19 protein-coding genes and 1 riboswitch are annotated in these 17,210 nt (G+C 71.5%); of the genes, 14 read left to right on the plus strand and 5 right to left on the minus strand.

The window, feature by feature from the left end; translation table 11 throughout:
• From ACQEV8_RS06670 to ACQEV8_RS06680, 3 genes are all read left to right on the plus strand, one after another.
• Positions 1-309, plus strand: coding sequence for a hypothetical protein (locus tag ACQEV8_RS06670; protein ID WP_432958153.1), 309 nt, complete (start codon positions 1-3; stop codon positions 307-309).
• Positions 310-732: 423 nt separating this feature from the next.
• Positions 733-867, plus strand: a riboswitch (cyclic di-AMP (ydaO/yuaA leader).
• 3 nt (positions 868-870) lie between these two features.
• Positions 871-1,344: a C40 family peptidase gene (locus ACQEV8_RS06675; RefSeq protein ID WP_432958155.1), complete on the plus strand. Its 474-nt coding sequence runs from the start codon at positions 871-873 to the stop codon at positions 1,342-1,344.
• A gap of 83 nt (positions 1,345-1,427) precedes the next feature.
• On the plus strand, positions 1,428-2,039 hold the full coding sequence (locus ACQEV8_RS06680) for a DUF6328 family protein (protein ID WP_432958157.1): 612 nt from the start codon (positions 1,428-1,430) through the stop codon (positions 2,037-2,039).
• 81 nt (positions 2,040-2,120) lie between these two features.
• On the opposite strand, the gene ACQEV8_RS06685 is transcribed toward ACQEV8_RS06680, so the two are convergent.
• Positions 2,121-2,579, minus strand: a complete 459-nt coding sequence (locus ACQEV8_RS06685) for an ATP-binding protein (RefSeq protein ID WP_376383912.1) — start codon at positions 2,577-2,579, stop codon at positions 2,121-2,123.
• A gap of 213 nt (positions 2,580-2,792) precedes the next feature.
• Between ACQEV8_RS06685 and ACQEV8_RS06690 the strand changes: the two genes are divergently transcribed.
• Entirely contained in the window at positions 2,793-3,653 is an 861-nt protein-coding gene (locus ACQEV8_RS06690; RefSeq protein ID WP_432958159.1) for a helix-turn-helix domain-containing protein, read from the plus strand.
• A 9-nt stretch (positions 3,654-3,662) separates the two neighbouring features.
• Complete coding sequence (locus ACQEV8_RS06695; RefSeq protein WP_432958160.1) at positions 3,663-3,893, plus strand: DUF397 domain-containing protein; 231 nt, start codon at positions 3,663-3,665, stop codon at positions 3,891-3,893.
• A 96-nt stretch (positions 3,894-3,989) separates the two neighbouring features.
• Here the strand turns inward: ACQEV8_RS06695 and ACQEV8_RS06700 are convergent, their stop codons facing one another.
• Positions 3,990-5,117, minus strand: a complete 1,128-nt coding sequence (locus ACQEV8_RS06700) for an 8-amino-7-oxononanoate synthase (protein ID WP_432958162.1) — start codon at positions 5,115-5,117, stop codon at positions 3,990-3,992.
• A gap of 151 nt (positions 5,118-5,268) precedes the next feature.
• Between ACQEV8_RS06700 and bioB the strand changes: the two genes are divergently transcribed.
• From bioB to ACQEV8_RS06730, 6 genes are all read left to right on the plus strand, one after another.
• Complete coding sequence (gene bioB / locus ACQEV8_RS06705) at positions 5,269-6,444, plus strand: biotin synthase BioB (protein WP_432958164.1); 1,176 nt, start codon at positions 5,269-5,271, stop codon at positions 6,442-6,444.
• Positions 6,445-6,451: 7 nt separating this feature from the next.
• Positions 6,452-7,732, plus strand: coding sequence for an adenosylmethionine--8-amino-7-oxononanoate transaminase (locus ACQEV8_RS06710; RefSeq protein ID WP_432972490.1), 1,281 nt, complete (start codon positions 6,452-6,454; stop codon positions 7,730-7,732).
• A 1-nt stretch (position 7,733) separates the two neighbouring features.
• On the plus strand, positions 7,734-8,459 hold the full coding sequence (gene bioD, locus ACQEV8_RS06715; RefSeq protein WP_432958166.1) for a dethiobiotin synthase: 726 nt from the start codon (positions 7,734-7,736) through the stop codon (positions 8,457-8,459).
• Between the two features lie 82 nt (positions 8,460-8,541).
• The gene (gene bla, locus ACQEV8_RS06720) at positions 8,542-9,438 is read left to right on the plus strand and encodes a class A beta-lactamase (protein WP_432958168.1); all 897 of its coding nucleotides are present in this window, start codon (positions 8,542-8,544) and stop codon (positions 9,436-9,438) included.
• Positions 9,439-9,446: 8 nt separating this feature from the next.
• On the plus strand, positions 9,447-10,376 hold the full coding sequence (locus ACQEV8_RS06725; protein ID WP_432958170.1) for an endonuclease/exonuclease/phosphatase family protein: 930 nt from the start codon (positions 9,447-9,449) through the stop codon (positions 10,374-10,376).
• A gap of 266 nt (positions 10,377-10,642) precedes the next feature.
• Positions 10,643-11,317 carry a class I SAM-dependent methyltransferase gene (locus ACQEV8_RS06730; RefSeq protein ID WP_432958172.1) on the plus strand — a complete coding sequence of 225 codons (675 nt, stop codon included), beginning with the start codon at positions 10,643-10,645 and terminating at the stop codon, positions 11,315-11,317.
• Positions 11,318-11,325: 8 nt separating this feature from the next.
• On the opposite strand, the gene ACQEV8_RS06735 is transcribed toward ACQEV8_RS06730, so the two are convergent.
• The gene (locus ACQEV8_RS06735; protein ID WP_382587725.1) at positions 11,326-11,700 is read right to left on the minus strand and encodes a fic family toxin-antitoxin system, toxin component; all 375 of its coding nucleotides are present in this window, start codon (positions 11,698-11,700) and stop codon (positions 11,326-11,328) included.
• Positions 11,701-11,704: 4 nt separating this feature from the next.
• A complete protein-coding gene (locus ACQEV8_RS06740) occupies positions 11,705-11,944 on the minus strand; it encodes a toxin-antitoxin system HicB family antitoxin (protein ID WP_423569803.1) in 240 nt (79 codons plus the stop codon).
• Positions 11,945-12,080: 136 nt separating this feature from the next.
• Here ACQEV8_RS06740 and ACQEV8_RS06745 point away from each other — a divergent pair, with 136 nt between their 5' ends.
• Genes ACQEV8_RS06745 through ACQEV8_RS06755 form a run of 3 tightly spaced genes read left to right on the plus strand, consistent with a single transcriptional unit; the run spans position 12,081 to position 16,428 of the window.
• The gene (locus ACQEV8_RS06745; protein WP_432958174.1) at positions 12,081-12,920 is read left to right on the plus strand and encodes an ABC transporter ATP-binding protein; all 840 of its coding nucleotides are present in this window, start codon (positions 12,081-12,083) and stop codon (positions 12,918-12,920) included.
• Positions 12,921-12,923: 3 nt separating this feature from the next.
• Positions 12,924-15,491 carry an ABC transporter permease gene (locus ACQEV8_RS06750; protein WP_432958176.1) on the plus strand — a complete coding sequence of 856 codons (2,568 nt, stop codon included), beginning with the start codon at positions 12,924-12,926 and terminating at the stop codon, positions 15,489-15,491.
• 46 nt (positions 15,492-15,537) lie between these two features.
• On the plus strand, positions 15,538-16,428 hold the full coding sequence (locus ACQEV8_RS06755) for an LLM class F420-dependent oxidoreductase (RefSeq protein ID WP_432958178.1): 891 nt from the start codon (positions 15,538-15,540) through the stop codon (positions 16,426-16,428).
• A 29-nt stretch (positions 16,429-16,457) separates the two neighbouring features.
• Here ACQEV8_RS06755 and ACQEV8_RS06760 read toward each other — a convergent pair whose 3' ends face one another.
• Positions 16,458-17,018, minus strand: coding sequence for a dihydrofolate reductase family protein (locus tag ACQEV8_RS06760; RefSeq protein ID WP_432958180.1), 561 nt, complete (start codon positions 17,016-17,018; stop codon positions 16,458-16,460).
• Between the last annotated feature and the right edge of the window lie 192 nt (positions 17,019-17,210).

Genomic DNA, 17,210 nt, shown 5'->3' on the forward strand with positions numbered 1-17,210 from the left:
GTGCTGCCGCCCGAACTGCCTCCGCTGCCCGCGCTGACGTGCGCGGAGGCCGAGTTGATCGACCGTTACCTCGAGGTCGTGGACCTGCTCGGCCGGATCAATCCGGCGCTGCACGGCGACACCTACCGCGGGCTGCGCGCCGCCCAGGCCCTGGTCGGCAAGGCGACCGCGCTGCGTGACGCGCTGGCCTTGATGCACCAGCGCGGCGAGACGGAACTGCACGCCGAGACGCTGGCCCGGGCGCTGCGGGTGCTGGACGGCGAGCGCCGCACCGCCCGTGTCACCCTGCCCCCGGAGTCCGTCGGCTGACGCGGAGCCGGCGGATCCGTCGGCCCGGACGCTCCCCCTGTCGACGCGGCGTCCGGGACTGAGTCGAAACGAGCCAAACGACGTACCGCTGTTCGGAGTAGACGGGACACCAATTTTTGGACCGTCACGGTTGCGCGGCGCGCGGGGCGGAGAGTCGGAATGGGACATTCCATCGCTGGTCCGGGGCTTTGCGGCGGGGTAGACACCCGGTCGAACACAGACGTGTCCACCCGAACGGGTGAGTGGTGAGTAACAACACAAATCCCCGGTTCCGTTGGGATTTCATGACAACCATCAGTCAAGATCCCTGACTGACGACAAGCCCCCGCCACAGCGGCGGGGCGATCCGGGCGGACGCCGAGTCCTGCCGCCGCCTGGATGACCGGTCGACAGGAGTGGATCGGCAGGAGTGGAGGACCCAAGCACGACGGGTCGCCGGGACGGTCACGCCATGACCGGAGCCGAGCAGCCCTTGGGGTGAAGCCGCGTCAGCGGCCGGGCAACTTCGCCAGCCCGAATCCGACAGGTCATCCTTCACAGGCGGCTGACGAAGGGTTGCGCATGACTGCGCTCAATCGTGTCCCGTCGCTCATGGTCCGGGCCGGTACGGCCTCGGCCCTCACCATCGCCGCCGTGGGCGGCTCGATCGTGGCCCCCGGCTTCTCCTCCGAGGCAGCGGCGGCCACGCCGGCGACCAAGGCACTCCAGATAGCGGCCTCGAAGAAGGGATCGCCCTACAAGTACGGCGCCACCGGCCCGCACCGGTTCGACTGCTCGGGCCTCACGCTGTACTCGTTCAAGAAGGCGGGCAAGAAGCTGCCGCGCACGGCCGCCCAGCAGTACAACAAGACCCGCCACATCTCCGCGGGGAACCGCAAGGCGGGAGACCTGGTGTTCTTCCACTCGGGCCGGAACGTGTACCACGTCGGTATCTACGCGGGTAAGAACAAGCTCTGGCACTCCCCCAAGAGCGGGGACGTGGTGCGGCTGCAGAAGATCTGGACCAAGAGCGTCTGGTACGGGCGCGTGAAGTGATCCGCCCGGCGTGCGGCGGCGTCTGAGCCGCGCCGCCGCACGCCGGGAGCGTGACACGCGCTGAAGTGGTTACCCGTCGCGTCATGGCCGAGCACAGTCCCTGCACCGCACGCGGCGAGACACCACTGCAGCGCGCCGACCGCAACTTCGTCGAGCTGCTCCAGGAACTGCGGGTCACCCAGACGGGCGTACAGATCCTGTTCGCCTTCCTTCTGTCGCTGGCCTTCACCTCGCGTTTCCCGTCCCTCGACTCGGTCCAGCGCTTCACCTACGTCAGCACGCTGCTCCTGGCGGTCCTGGCGGCGGCGCTCTTCACCGCGCCGGCCGCGCTGCACCGCTCGCTCTTCCAGCAGGGCGCGAAACCCCGCATCGTGCAGGTCTCCTCGCGACTGGCCACGACCGGCCTGATCGTGCTGGTGTTCGCTTTCAGTGGTTCCGTGCTGCTGGTGGTGGACGTGACGACCGGCCGGGCCGGCGGGATCGCCGCGGGGGCGGCGACCTTCCTGGTCTGCGTCGGACTGTGGGGCGTGCTCCCCCGGCTGGTGCGGCGGGCGGGGCTGCGGGGGGCGGTGAACGGCGGCTGCGAGGAACCGGAGCCGGCTGTCGAGGAGGCGGCGTCCCAGGACACCCTCAGGATTCCCGCACCGCGTCGGGAAGGAGCGTCGCGCCGGGAGGTTCCGCTGCGGCGCAGGTGACAGGCTTTGCGGGGAGGGTGCGGCGCGGACGCCGCCACGCCGGTGAGTGTGCGCGCTCGGGGCCGGCGCGCAGCGCTGAGACTACGGCTCCTGCTGTCCCGCCGCCGTCATGGGCTGGGCCGGGACGGTCCACGGTAGTTCGACCGAGATGGTCTTGCCGCCCTCGCGGGTGGGGCGGATCCTGAGCCTGCCGCCGCATTCGGCGGTCAGCCAGCGGATGATGACCAGGCCGCGGCCGTTGTCCTGCTGGACGGCGGCGGGGAGCCGTCTGGGGAACCGCGGGTGGCTGTCCGTGACACCGATGTGCAGCCGTTCGTCGCGGTCGAGCACGACGTCCACCGTGAAGGTGGGCGACTGCCCGAAGGTGTGCTGGACGGCGTTGGTGGCGAGCTCGGAGATGATGAGCCGGACGGTGTCGGACACTTCCGTGTCCGCCGGCAGGCCCCACTCCGCCAGCGTGTCCACCACGTAGACCCGCGCCGCGGAGACCGAGGCGGGATCGCTCGGCAGAGTGACGGATGATTCCAAATGGTCTGCCATGGCGACGTCGCCCCTTTCCCGCGGGACCGCAACCCGACACGGAGCGGACGGTTCGAGTACGGTCCCGGACTGGTGCTTCGCCGCCAGAGTGCCACCAGAACACCCGCGAAGGGCGGCGATCCACCAAGATATGCATATATCTGTCGCCCAAAGCGGTGAACTCTACGACGCGAGACCGTATTGGGGTGGCTCGGAAGGAGTAAGGAGAAGCCCATGCAGCACGGTCCCGCGGTGCGCCGCCGGAAACTGGGCGCCGAACTGCGCGCGCTGCGCACCTCGGCGGGTCTCACCAGCGGTGAGGCGGCCCGGCTGGTGGGCTGGCACCAGTCCAAGGTCAGCCGGATCGAGACGGGCACGAGCGGGGTGAAACCGGCCGATGTGCGGTTACTCCTCGACGCCTACGGTGTTGCGGACTCCCAACTTCGCGAGCTGCTGCTGGTGTTGGCGGGGTCGGACGACGGGAGTGGCCGGCACCACTGGTGGCACGCCTACCGCGGGGTGCTGCCGCCGACCTACCGGGACTTCATCAGCCTGGAGTCCCAGGCCACGGCGATGCGCACGCTGGAGACCACCGTCGTCCCGGGACTGCTCCAGACGCCCGAGTACGCGCGTGCGGTGACGAAGGCCGCCGTGGAGGGACTGCCGGAGGACCGGCTCGACACGCTGGTCGAGGTGCGACTGGCCCGGCAGGACGTGCTGCGCGCGGATCCGCCGCTGGAACTGAGCGCCGTCCTGGACGAGGCCGTGCTGCGGCGGGAGGTGGGCGGGCCCGGGGTCATGGCCCGGCAGCTGGAACGGCTGGTCGAGGCCGCGCGCCTGCCCCAAGTGCGGCTCCAGGTGCTGCCGTTCGCCGCCGGGGCGCACATCGGGGTCACCGGCCCTTTCGTTGTTTTCTCATTTTCGAGCACTTCTGATCTGAACGTGGTTGTTCTCGACCACTTGACGAGTAGCCTCTACCTCGAACGGAAAGAAGACCTCCAGGCCTACACGGAGGCCTTCAACGCCCTTCAGATCCACGCCCTTTCGCCCGAGGACTCGTTGGATTACATCGCCGGGACAGCCGCCGGCGCGTAAGGAGGCACCATGCGTGCACTGCCTCGTCATGTCCCCTCAAGCACCGAACTGCACGGTGTGCGGTGGTTGCGCAGCAGCTACAGCACCGGCGCGAACAACTGCGTCGAGACCGCGCGTCCGGACACCCCGCCCTGGGCCGGACTGCTCGCCGTGCGCGATTCCAAGGACCCGGCCGGGCCCGCGCTGCTCTTCTCGTCGAGGAGCTGGGCGGAGTTCACGGCTGCGGTCGACCGCATGTGACCGTTTGTGATCGGTCCCTCGCCGTTCAGTCCGACATCCTTCAGTCCGGCCCCGTTCAGACCGTCATCGTGCGACGCCCGGCCGTGTCACGCCGACTCATGGCCGCGTCTCGCCGATCAGCCGTACAGCGCGTTCGATCTGTTCCCCGGTCAGGTCCGCGCGGGCGGTCAGCCTGAGTCGTGAGATGCCGTCGGGCACGGAAGGAGGACGGAAGCAGCCCACGGCCAGGCCCGCCGCGCGGCATTCGGCCGCCCAGCGCACGGCGTCCTCGGGGGAGGGCGCACGCACCGAGACCACCGCGGCGTCCGGACGTACCGCTGCCAGACCCGCGGCGGTCAGGCGTGCGTGCAGTTCGCCCGCCACCGCGCGGGCCCGTGCCGCCCGTTCCGGTTCGCGGCGCAGCAGCCGCAGGGCCGCCAGGGCCGCGCCCGCCGCCGAGGGGGCGAGGCCCGTGTCGAAGATGAACGTCCGTGCCGCGTTGACCAGGTGGTCGATCACCCGGGCGGGGCCGAGGACGGCTCCGCCCTGGCTGCCGAGCGACTTGGACAGTGTGACCGTGACGACGACGTCGTCGGCGCCCGCGAGCCCCGCCGCGTACGGGGCTCCTCGGCCGCCGTCGCCGAGGACGCCCAGGCCGTGGGCGTCGTCGACCACCAGTCCGGCCTCGTGCTCCCGGCAGGCCGCGGCGAGCGCCGCGAGCGGGGCCGCGTCGCCGTCGACCGAGAAGACCGTGTCGGACACCGTGATCGCCGCGCCCTCGTGTGCCGAGAGTGCCTTGCGCACGGCGTCCGGCTCGGCGTGCGCCACCACCTGGGTGGTGCCGCGGGCCAGCCGGCAGCCGTCGATGAGCGAGGCGTGGTTGCCCGCGTCGGAGACGATCAGAGAGCCGTGCGGGGCCAGCGCGGTGACCGCCGCGAGGTTGGCCGCGTAGCCGGAGGAGAAGACGAGGGCCGCCTCGGCACCGCAGAATTCGGCCAGTTCCCGTTCCAATTCCGCGTGCAGTTCGGTGCTGCCCGTGACGAGCCGGGAGCCGGTCGAACCGCCGCCCCAGACCCGCGCGGCACGGGCCGCGCCCTCGGTGACCTCGGGGTGGCGGGCCAGCCCCAGGTAGTCGTTGCTCGCCAGATCGAGGAGTGGTGAGGCGGCCGGACGGGGGCGCAGAGTCCGTACGAGTCCGGCGCGGCGGCGCACTCGCGCCTGCTCGTCGATCCAGCCGAACGCCATGGGTGGTCCTCCGGGAGATTTTGTAGGCAGTGCACAGACACTAGCGGGACCACCAGCAGGTCAGTATGTGGCAATACCCACACCTCGAAGCGACTCTGTTGTACGAACTCTCCTTGGCCCGGAGCGGGTCCGTAGGACAGGATCGGCTCTCATGGACCTGCTGAACACGCTGGTGGACAAGGGGCTTCGGCGCGAGCTGCCGACCCGCGAAGAGGCACTTTCCGTCCTCGCGACATCCGACGACGACCTGCTCGATGTGGTGGCCGCGGCCGGGAAGGTGCGCCGGCACTGGTTCGGCCGACGGGTGAAACTCAACTACCTCGTCAACCTGAAGTCCGGCCTGTGTCCCGAGGACTGCTCCTACTGTTCGCAGCGGCTCGGTTCGAAGACGGGGATCCTGAAGTACACCTGGCTCAAACCCGACCAGGCCTCCGACGCGGCGGCGGCCGGGGTGGCCGGGGGCGCCAAGCGCGTGTGCCTGGTGGCCAGCGGGCGCGGCCCGACCGACCGGGACGTGGACCGGGTCTCCGACACGATCAAGGCGATCAAGGACAACAACGAGGGCGTCGAGGTGTGTGCCTGTCTCGGGCTGCTCTCCGACGGTCAGGCCGAGCGGCTGCGCGAGGCCGGCGCCGACGCCTACAACCACAACCTCAACACGTCCGAGGCGACGTACGGGGAGATCACGACCACCCACACGTACGCCGACCGGGTGGACACGGTCGGCAAGGCGCACGCGGCGGGCCTGTCGGCGTGCTCCGGGCTGATCGCCGGCATGGGCGAGAGCGACGAGGACCTCGTGGACGTCGTCTACTCGCTGCGCGAGCTGGACCCGGACTCGGTTCCGGTCAACTTCCTGATCCCGGTCGAGGGCACCCCGCTGGCCAAGGAGTGGAACCTCACCCCGCAGCGCTGCCTCAGGATCCTGGCGATGGTGCGTTTCGTGTGCCCGGACGTCGAGGTGCGTATCGCGGGCGGCCGGGAGGTCCATCTGCGCTCGATGCAGCCGGTCGCCCTGCACCTGGCCAACTCGATCTTCCTCGGCGACTACCTGACCACCGAGGGCCAGGCGGGCAAGGCCGACCTGGAGATGATCGCGGACGCCGGCTTCGAGGTGGAGGGCACCGACCAGGTGACGCTGCCCGAGCACCGCGGCGGTGGCTGCCACGACGGCGGCGGGGTCTGCGGTTCCGAAGGCAGTGGAGGCTGTGGTTCCGCCGACGCCGCCCCGGAGGTCTCGGAGGCCCGTACGGCCGCCGAGGCCCGGACCGACCTGGTCGCCGTGCGCCGCCGGGGCGCCGGGACGGACCTCGCGCCCAATGCCTGAGCGGACGGTGCCCGAGCTGACGGTGCCGGAACTGCTGGAGCTCGACCGGCGGCATGTGTGGCATCCGTACGGCCCCATGCCCGGACGGCGGGAACCGCTCGTCGTGGAGTCGGCGAGCGGGGTGCGGCTGCGGCTCGCCGACGGCTCGGGAGAGCTGGTCGACGGCATGTCGTCCTGGTGGTCGGCGATCCACGGCTACAACCACCCGGTGCTCAACGAGGCGGCGCGCGGGCAACTGGAGCGGATGAGCCATGTGATGTTCGGCGGGCTCACCCACGAGCCCGCCGTACGGCTGGCGAAGCTCCTTGTCGACATGTCGCCCGACGGCCTCGAGCATGTCTTCCTCGCCGACTCGGGGTCCGTGTCGGTCGAGGTCGCGGTCAAGATGTGCCTGCAGTACTGGCGTTCGCTGGGCCGTCCCGGCAAGCGGCGGCTGCTGACCTGGCGCGGCGGCTACCACGGGGACACCTGGCAGCCGATGTCGGTGTGCGATCCCGAGGGCGGGATGCACGAGCTGTGGACCGGCGTGCTCCAGCGTCAGGTGTTCGCGGACGCGCCGCCGGCCGAGTACGACGAGGCGTACGCCGAGCACCTGCGCACGACGGTCGAGCGGCACGCCGACGAACTGGCGGCGGTGATCGTCGAGCCGGTGGTGCAGGGCGCCGGCGGGATGCGCTTCCACTCCCCCGCCTATCTGCGGGTGCTGCGCGAGGCGTGCGACGCGCACGACGTGCTGCTGGTGTTCGACGAGATCGCGACCGGGTTCGGCCGTACGGGCGCGCTGTTCGCGGCGGAACACGCGGCCGTGACGCCGGATGTGATGTGTGTGGGCAAGGCGCTGACCGGCGGTTATCTGACCATGGCGGCGACGCTGTGCACCGCGCGGGTGGCCGACGGCATCTCGCGGGGCGAGGTGCCGGTGCTCGCGCATGGCCCGACCTTCATGGGCAATCCGCTGGCCGCGTCCGTGGCCTGTGCCTCGATCGAGCTGCTGCTCGGGCAGGACTGGCTCGCGGAGGTCAAGCGGATCGAGGCGGGGCTGCGGGACGGGCTCTCGGCGGCCTCGAAGCTGCCCGGTGTGACGGACGTGCGGGTCCTCGGTGCCATCGGGGTCGTACAGCTGGACCACGCCGTGGACATGGAGGCGGCCACGGAGGCGGCCCTACGCGAGGGCGTGTGGCTGCGGCCGTTCCGCGATCTGATCTACACGATGCCGCCGTACGTCACGGGCGACGCGGACGTGGCGCGGATCGCGCGGGCGGTGTGCGCGGCGGCGCGGGAGGGATGACATGCCGGTACTGGTGATCACGGGCACGGGCACGGAGGTCGGCAAGACGGTCGTGACCGCGGCCGTCGCCGCGGCGGCGAGGGCGGCCGGCCGTTCGGTGGCCGTGCTGAAGGCCGCCCAGACGGGCGTACGGCCGGACGAGCCGGGGGACGCCGCCGAGGTCGCGCGGCTCGCGGGCGCCGTGACGACGGCCGAACTCGCCCGGTATCCCGAGCCCTTGGCGCCGGCCACGGCCGCCCGCCGGGCCGGTCGCGCCCCGGTGCACCCGCAGGAGGTCGCGGAAGCCGCCGCCAAGCTGGCCACCGAGCACGACCTGGTGCTGGTCGAGGGGGCGGGCGGACTGCTCGTACGGTTCGACGCGGCCGGCGGCACCCTGGCGGACGCGGCCCGGCTGCTGTCGGCGCCGGTGCTGGTCGTGGCTCCGGCGGGGCTCGGCACGTTGAACACGACGGAGCTGACGGCGCGTGAACTGCGCTCCCGTGGGCTGGACCTGGCCGGGATCGTGATCGGGAGCTGGCCCGCGGCTCCGGATCTCGCCGCGCGCTGCAATCTCGAGGACCTGCCGGACGTGGCAGGAGCGCCGCTGCTGGGCTCCGTGCCCGCCGGGGCCGGGGCCCTCTCCCCCGCCGCCTTCCGGTCGGCCGCGCCGCACTGGCTGGCGCCTCGTCTGGACGGTACGTGGGACGCGGAGGCGTTCCAGGTGAGGGAGGCGCCCCGGGCGTCCTGAGTCCGGGCGGGCGCGCGATGAAACCGGCGCGGGCGTGATCGCGTGTTGAACTACGTACGTGATCACCCCTGGAGGGAACGCCTTGCACGCGACACACTCACGTCTGTCCCGCCGCACCGCCCTCGCCGTGGGCACGGCCGCCGCTCTCTCGCTGGGCGGCACGGCCCACGCGTCACCCGCTACGGGCGGTGTCACCGCACGGCTGAGGGAGCTCGAGCAGAAGCACACCGCACGGCTGGGCGTCTACGCCCGCAATCTGCGCACGGGACGAACCGTGGCCTACCGGGCGGACGAACGCTTCCCGATGGCCTCGGTGTTCAAGACGCTGGCGGCAGCGGCCGTCCTGCGCGACCTCGACCGCGACGGCGAGTTCCTGGCCAAGCGGATCCACTACACCCAGGACTACGTCACGAAGTCGGGGTACTCCCCCATAACCAAGGAAAACGTGGCGACCGGCATGACCGTCGGCGAACTCTGCGATGCCACCATCCGCTTCAGCGACAACACCGCGGGCAATCTGCTGCTCGTGGAGCTGGGCGGGCCGGCCGCCGTCACGCGCTTCTGCCGCTCGGTCGGTGACCGGGTCACCCGGCTGGACCGCTGGGAGCCCGAGCTCAACAGCGCGGAACCGTGGCGAGTGACCGACACGACGTCCCCGCGCGCCATCGGCCTGACCTACGCCCGTCTGGTGCTCGGCGACGCTCTGGAACCCCGGGACCGCGCACGGCTCACGGACTGGCTGCTCCGCAACACCACGAGCGGCGAGAAGTTCCGCAAGGCGCTGCCCGCGGACTGGCTGGTCGCCGACAAGACCGGCGGAGGACGGTACGGCGGCAACAACGATGTGGGCATCACCTGGCCGCCGGACGGTCCACCGATCGTGATGTCCGTCCTGACCACCCAGCCGGAGGAGGACGCCCCGGCCGACAACCCGCTGGTCGCCGGGGCCGCCGCGGTGCTGGCGTCGGAACTCGGCTAGGTGTGCGGGTGAGGGGTCTGCGGTCGTGGGACGCCTGGCTCGTCGCGGGCGCCGTCGGCGTCACCGGCCTGCTGGCCCTGCACTCCGCCGTGCCCAACGGGGTCGGGCGGGCCGGAAGCCTCCTGGAGACATTCCTGCCGTGGCTGGGCCTGGCCGTGCCTCTGCTGGGCTGTCTCGCCGCGCTCAAGCGGTCGAAGGCGGGGCTGCTCGCCTGTCTGGCCCCGGTGGCCGTCTGGTTCTGGATGTTCGGCGGGCTGTGGTTCTCCTCGCCCACGAAGTCGTACGACCTGACGGTGGTCCAGCACAACGTGGCCGATGACAACGCGGACCGCTCCGGCACCGCACGGGCCCTGCTCGCCACGGGTGCGCAGCTGGTGGCCGTCGAGGAACTGACACCTGCCGCACGGCCCGCCTACCAGGACGTCCTGGGCGCCTCCCGGCCGCACCGGGCGGTGTACGGCACGGTGGGTCTGTGGTCGGCCTGGCCCCTGTCGGACGTGCGGCCCGTGGACATCCGGCCCGAGGGCTTCCCGGAGAGCTGGCAGCGCGGGCTGCGGGCCACGCTGTCCACGCCCGGCGGGAAGGTCGCGGTGTACGTGGTCCATCTGCCGTCCGTCCGGCTGGGCCCGACGGGTCTGGACTCTGCGGCCCGTGACGAGAGCGCGGCACTGCTCGGGGCCCGGATCGCGGACGACCCGGCCGGCCGGCTCCTGCTGGTGGGCGACCTCAACGGCACGGTGCGGGACCGAGGACTAGGACCGCTCACCTCTCAACTGGACGCCCCTGCCTCGGGGTTCGCGTTCAGCTGGCCGGCTTCCTTTCCGGTGGCGCGGATCGACCAGGTGCTGGGGAGAGGAGCCGAGGTGACGGAGGTGTCCGCCCTGGACGCGACCGCAAGTGACCACCTTCCGGTGCTCGGCCGGGTCCGTCTGGGCTAGGGCCTGTCGTTTGGATCAGGTCGCAGGAAACTGACGGTTCCTCGTAATCGCCGGTGAGCGGGGTCTGGTGCGTGCGGTTGCAAGGCGGAGGAGGGCGGCGATGCGGAGCATCGGCAACCGACGACAACGCGGCAGATGCGCGTGCCGGACCCCGCGTCTGCGGCGTGATCCGAACGACAGGCCCTGGTCGCGTTGTCCGGGGCAGGGGTGCGGCGGGACCTCGCGGGGGACAATCCCGGTAGGTCCGCCTAGCAGGGAGGTCCCCCATGCCGCTCCGCTCCGGCAAGGTGCCGCGGGATGCCGTGCACCATCCGCTGTTCGCCCGCTACTACGCCCGGATCAGCGTCGCCGCCGAAACCCGGATGGGCATGGGCCGGGTGCGCGGGAGACTTCTCGACGGGCTGTCCGGGCGGGTGCTCGAGATCGGCGCGGGCAACGGGCTGAACTTCGCGCACTACCCGGGCACCGTCTCGGAGGTCGTGGCCATCGAATCGGAGCGGCGGCTGCGGAAGCTGGCCGTGGAGGCCGCCCTGCGCGCCGAGGTGCCGGTGGACGTGGTGCCGGGTGCGGCCGAGGCGCTGCCGGTCAAGAGCGAGGGCTTCGACGCGGCGGTGGTGTCGCTGGTGCTGTGCAGCGTGCGGGACGTGCCCCGGGCGCTCGGGGAGCTCCGGCGGGTACTGCGGCCGGGCGGTGAGGTGCGGTTCTTCGAGCACGGCCGGGGCGGTGGCCGGGTGATGACCTTCAGCCAGCGCGCGCTGGACCGGACGGTGTGGCCGGCGCTGAACGGCGGCTGTCATCTGTCGCGGGAGCCGGTGCGGGCGCTGCGCGACGCCGGTTTCGAACTAGGCCCCTACCGGCAGGTGCTGATGCCGGAGCAGGGGCCGACGCTGCCCGCCTCGTACTGCGTGCTGGGCACCGCGTTCCGCCCGCTCGGCGGCTAGTCACACCGTCACAGGCTCCACTGCCGCAGCTCCTGCTCGATGTCCCGCACTGATGCCTCGCCGCCCTTGACCAGCTTGGCGAGGTCGCGGACCTGCTCGGGCGAGGTGACGACCTTGGCGCCGCTGGCCACGAGGTACGCGTAGGCGACGGCGGAGGCGAACAGCGCGTTGGAGCGCTCCAGCGCGGGGACGTGGATCAGCAGCTGGAGCAGCGCGGCGGCGCGGGCGTGCGGGCTGTCGTAGACGGGGACGTCGAATATGGCGGCCTGGTGGCGTGCGACGGCGGCGACGAGGGCTCCCCAGTCGGTGACCTGGGGGTCTCCGGGGGTCTTGTGCTCGGCGAGCATCAGCAGCCAGGCGAGATCGATCTCGAGGTTGTTCAAGGGATCAGTGACGACCTTCGCGCGCGCCCTCACGGTCGACGCCGAATTCATCGGCGAAGACGGACTCGTACTGCTTCATGAAGTCGGCGGCGGCCTCCACGAAGGTGTGGCCCACCTCGCCGGTGTCCTGTCTGACCAGCTCTTCGATGTAGCGGTTGACGCTCATGCCGCGGGCCAGGGCGCGTTCGCGGGCGGCTCGGGCGGTGCCCTCGTCCACTCGCACGTTCAGCTGGGTCTTCGCCATACCTCGACGCTAGCGCGAGGGTGCTAGCACCGGCAAGGCCGGGACTCCGACTCGCGGAGGATACCGAGTGTGGGCCGCGTCACATTACCCTCGGGCAAGACGACGAAGTCCGGACATCCACACCGAGGAGGCGGCCTTGTCCACACCTGCTGCGGAGCACACGCCCGGCCTCGCGTCGGCCGACGGGATCGCGGCCCGCGCCCGCGGTCTGACCAAGGCGTACGGCTCCGGCGAGACGGCCGTGCTCGCGCTGGACTCGGTGGACGTGGATGTCGCGCGCGGCAGGTTCACCGCGGTGATGGGGCCGTCGGGCTCCGGGAAGTCCACGCTGATGCACTGCCTGGCGGGGCTCGACACCGTCTCGGCCGGCCAGGTGTGGCTCGGCGACACGGAGATCACGGGGCTGAAGGAGCGCGAGCTGACGCGGCTGCGCCGGGACCGGATCGGGTTCATGTTCCAGTCGTTCAACCTCATCCCGACCCTGAACGCGCTGGAGAACATCACCCTGCCCATGGACATCGCGGGCAGGAAGCCCGACGAGAAGTGGCTGGACCAGGTCATCGACACCCTGGGCCTGCGGGACCGGCTCAGGCACCGGCCGTCGCAGCTCTCCGGGGGCCAGCAGCAGCGCGTGGCCTGTGCGCGGGCCCTGGCCTCGCGGCCCGAGCTGATCTTCGCGGACGAGCCGACCGGCAACCTCGACTCGCGCGCCGGTCTGGAGGTGCTCGGCTTTCTGCGCGAGGCGGTGGACCAGCTGGGCCAGACGGTCGTCATGGTCACCCACGACCCGGGCGCCGCCGCCCACTCGGACCTGGTGCTCTTCCTCGGGGACGGACGGATCGTGGACGAGATGGCGCGGCCGACGGCGGAGGCCGTACTGGAGCGTCTGAAGCGGTTCGACACGATCCGCACCCGGTTCGAGGACACCCCGCCCGCGGCGGGGCCCGACGGCTCCCCATCCACCGAGGAGAACTGACCCGTGCTCAAGGCGACCCTGAGAAGCTTCCTGGCACACAAGGGGCGGCTGCTGCTCTCCGCGCTCGCCGTCCTGCTGTCCGTCGCGTTCGTCGCGGGCAGCCTGATCTTCTCGGACACGGTCAGCCGTACGTTCGACCGGCTGTTCGCCTCCACCGCGGCCGATGTCACGGTCAGCCCCAAGGAGGACCTCGACGAGGCCGTGCCCTCCGGCCGGACGGCCACCCTGCCGGCCGCGCTGGCCGCACGCGTGCGGCAGGTCGACGGGGTCGCGGCGGCGCGGGCCGAGGTGGACGTGGACGGCCTCACGGTCGCCGACGACAAGAACGAGCCGGTGGGCCCGACCACGGGGGCTCCCACGCTCGGCACCGCCTGGAACCCGACCGAGCGCAGCCCGGTGGAGCTGACCTCAGGTCACGCCCCCCGCGGCCCCGCCCAGGCGCTGCTCGACTCGGAGACCGCGGGCCGCAAGGACGTGCACATCGGTGACACCCTCACCGTGATCGCGCCGCCCGGTTCGTTCAAGGTCCGGGTCGTCGGCATCGTCACCTTCACCACCACCAACCCCGGCGCCGCCCTGGTCTTCTTCGACACCCGGACCGCGCAGACGAAGCTGCTGGGCAGCCCGGGGGGCGCCACCAGCATCTCGGTCGACGCGGCGAAGGGCGTCAGCGACGCGCAGCTCAAGCAGCGGGTGGCCGCCGCGCTGGGCGCGCACACCTACGACTTCCGGACGGCCGGCGAGCAGGCCGAGTCGGACGTCGAGCAGTTGGGCGGCTTCCTCGACGTCATCAAGTACGTGATGGTCGGGTTCGCCGGGATCGCCGTGCTGGTGGGGGTGTTCCTGATCGTCAACACCTTCTCCATGCTCATCGCCCAGCGCACCCGCGAGCTGGGGCTGCTGCGCGCGCTCGGCGCCGACCGGCGCCAGGTCCGCCGCTCGGTCCTCGTCGAGGCCCTCCTGCTCGGCCTGGTCGGCTCCACGCTGGGGCTCGCGGCCGGGATCGGGCTGGCGGCCGGGCTCATCGAGCTGATGGGCCTGCTCGGCATGAACATCGACGCCGGCGAGATGGTCATCGGCTGGGTGACGCCCGTGACTGCGTACGTCGTCGGACTCGGGGTAACCTTCGTCGCCGCGTACCTTCCGGCGCGGCGGGCCGCGGGGGTCTCGCCGATGGCCGCGCTCTCGGACGCGGAGGTCGCCGGGGTGGGCAGGCCCCTGCGGGTGCGCGCGGTGGCGGGCGCGGTGGTCGGGGCGGCCGGGGCGGCGGCGCTGGCGGGCTGCGCGGCGTCCGAGCAGACCTCGTCGGCGGCGTCCCTGCTGGGGCTGGGTGTCGTACTGACCCTCATCGCGACCGTGATCGCGGGTCCGCTGCTGGTGCGCCCGGTGATCCGGGTGCTCGGTGCGGCCTTCCCCGCGCTGTTCGGGTCGATCGGCCGGATGAGCCAGCGCAACGCCCTGCGCAATCCGCGCCGTACGGGTGCCACGGCGGCGGCCCTGATGGTGGGTCTCGCCCTGGTGGGCGGGATGTCGGTGGCGAGCGCCTCGATGACCAGGTCGTTCGACCAGCAGATCGACAAGACGCTGGGCGCCGACTTCGTGATCCAGAACACCAACTTCCTGCCGTTCCCGCAGGAGGTCACCGACGAGGTGCGCGGCACCGAGGGGGCGGGCCTGGTCGTGCGGGGGCGGTTCACGCCGGTCGCGGTGCGGCTGCCGGACGGCGACCGGGTGGAGACGACCGCGGCGGGCTACGATCCGCGGCTCGACGAGGTCGCCGACATCACGTACGCGCAGGGGGACTCCGCGGCGGCGCTGGCGGCCGGGCGCCTGGCCATGGACCGGGACTTCGCGCGCGACCACGGTGTACGGGTGGGCAGCACCGTCCCGGTGGAGTTCCAGGGCGGCCGCAGGGCCGAGCTGAAGGTCGGGGCCCTCACCGACCAGGACTCCGCCGAGGGGTTCGGCACGCAGGGCGGGCTCTACTTCGGCCTCGCCACGCTGGAGCGGTACGCGCCGGGCGGGCAGGACTCCGCGCTGTACGTCAACGCCGCCCCCGGCACGAGCGACGACGACCTGCGCGCGAACCTGGAGCGGACCCTGGATCCGTATCCGCAGGTGCAGGTGCGGGACCTGGCCGACTACAAGCAGCTGGTGCACGACCAGATCGCCGTCCTGCTGTATCTGGTGTACGCGCTGCTGGGTCTGGCGATCATCATCGCGGTGCTCGGCGTGGTCAACACCCTCGCCCTGTCGGTCGTCGAACGCACCCGGGAGATCGGGCTGCTGCGGGCGATCGGGCTGGCCCGGCGTCAGCTGCGGCGGATGATCCGGCTGGAGTCGGTGGTCATCGCGGTGTTCGGCGCGGTCCTGGGACTGGCGCTGGGGCTGGTGTGGGGCGTGTGCACGCAGCAGGTGCTGGCGCTCCAGGGCATGACGGCCCTCGCGATCCCGTGGGGCACGATCGTCGCGGTGGTCATCGGCTCGGCGGTGGTGGGCGTGGTGGCGGCGCTGCTGCCGGCGTTGCGTGCATCCCGCATGAATGTACTGGCGGCCATCGCGCACGAATGATGGAATCGCGGCAGTCACTCAAGTCCCTGCTCGGTGAGGAGAGTTCATGCCGCGCCCGTTCCGTTTCGGAATCAACATGCTCACGGCCGCCCCTGGCGAGGAGTGGCGCGCCAAGTGCCGCCGGGCCGAGGAACTCGGCTTCGACGTGATCCTCGTCCCCGACCATCTGGGCATGCCCGCGCCCTTCCCGGCGCTGGTGGCGGCGGCCGAGGCGACCGAGCGGCCGAGGCTCGGCACCTTCACGCTCAACGCCGGTTTCTGGAACCCGGCGCTGCTGGCCCGTGAGGTGGCGACGACGGACGCGCTGACGGGCGGGCGCCTGGAACTCGGGATCGGCACCGGCTACGCACGGGACGAGCACGAGTCGGCCGGGCTGCCGTTCGGCTCGCCGGGCGAGCGGGTGGACCATCTGCGGCGCACCGTGGAGGAGTTGGAGCGCCTGCTGGCCTCCGAGGAGCACCAGCCGCGCGCGGCGCAGCGGCCGCGGGTGCCGCTGCTGGTCGGCGGGAACGGCGACCGGATGCTGCGGCTGGCCGCCGAGCACGCCGACATAGCGGCGTTCACCGGTGCGCGCACGGCGCCGGGCAGCACCACCGGGCAGTTGACGCCGATCAGCCCGGACGACCTCGAAGAGCGCGTGGCGCGGTATCTGAAGTTCGCGGAGGGCCGCGCGGAACCGGCCGAGCTGAACCTGCTCGTGCAGGTGGTGATCGGCACCGAGGACCGCGAGGCCGCCATCCAGCCGTTGCTGGACCGCGTACCGGGCCTGACGGCGGATGAGGTACTGGACCTTCCCGTGACCCTGGTCGGCACGCTGGATGAGATCACCGCCCAGGTCCTGGCCCGGCGCGAGCGCTACGGCTTCACGTATCTGACCGTCCTGGAACCGTACATGGAGGTGTTCGCGCCGGTCATCGCGCGGTTGCGCGGGGCCTGACGGCCGCGTCCTGGCGCCGGCCGGGCCGGCTAGCGCGTCACGCGGTGGCGGAGGTAGACGACTCTCGAAGCGAAGCTGCGGGTCTCGACGAGTTCGAGATCCACCCGGCGCTCGTGCCGGGGAAAGTACGGGATGCCACCGCCGACCAGCACCGGATAGACCATGGTCCGGTACTCGTCGATCAGGCCCGCTCCGGCCGCCTCGGCGGCGAGAGTCGCGCCGCCGATCGCGATCTCGCCCTCCCCCGGCTCGGCCCGCAGCCGCTCGATCTCCTCCGCCACGCCGCCTGAGGCCAGGCGGGCGTGGCCCCGCACCGTCGACAGCGTGGTGGAGAACACCACCTTGGGGAGCGGATTCCAGAGCGCGGCCCATTCGTGCCCTGCGGCGTCGAGCGAGGGGTCCTGGTCGGCGGTCTCCCAGTACAGCATCGTCTCGTACAGCCGTCGTCCCATCAGGTGGACGCCGACCTCTCGGATCTCGTCGATCCAGAAGCGAAAGACCTCCTCGTCGAGCCCCCAGTCGAAGCCGCCGTCCGGTCCGACGATGTAGCCGTCGAGTGACACGCTCATCGAGTAGGTCACGCTGCGCATCAGAAGTCCTCCTCGGTACCGGGTTCGACCGGCGGTCGCCGATCGATGCATCCGCCCTCAAAGCTTGAACACAATTTGCACACCCTCTCTCCATACTGGCCCCGATGGTCTAGATTGACCGTGCTTCAGCTGTTCGGGCACGAGGCGACCCTTAATGATCAATAGGTCCAGCGCTGCGTAAAGCCGGTGGGA

Source organism: Streptomyces sp. CA-179760 (assembly GCF_050937045.1).
Lineage (GTDB): Bacteria > Actinomycetota > Actinomycetes > Streptomycetales > Streptomycetaceae > Streptomyces.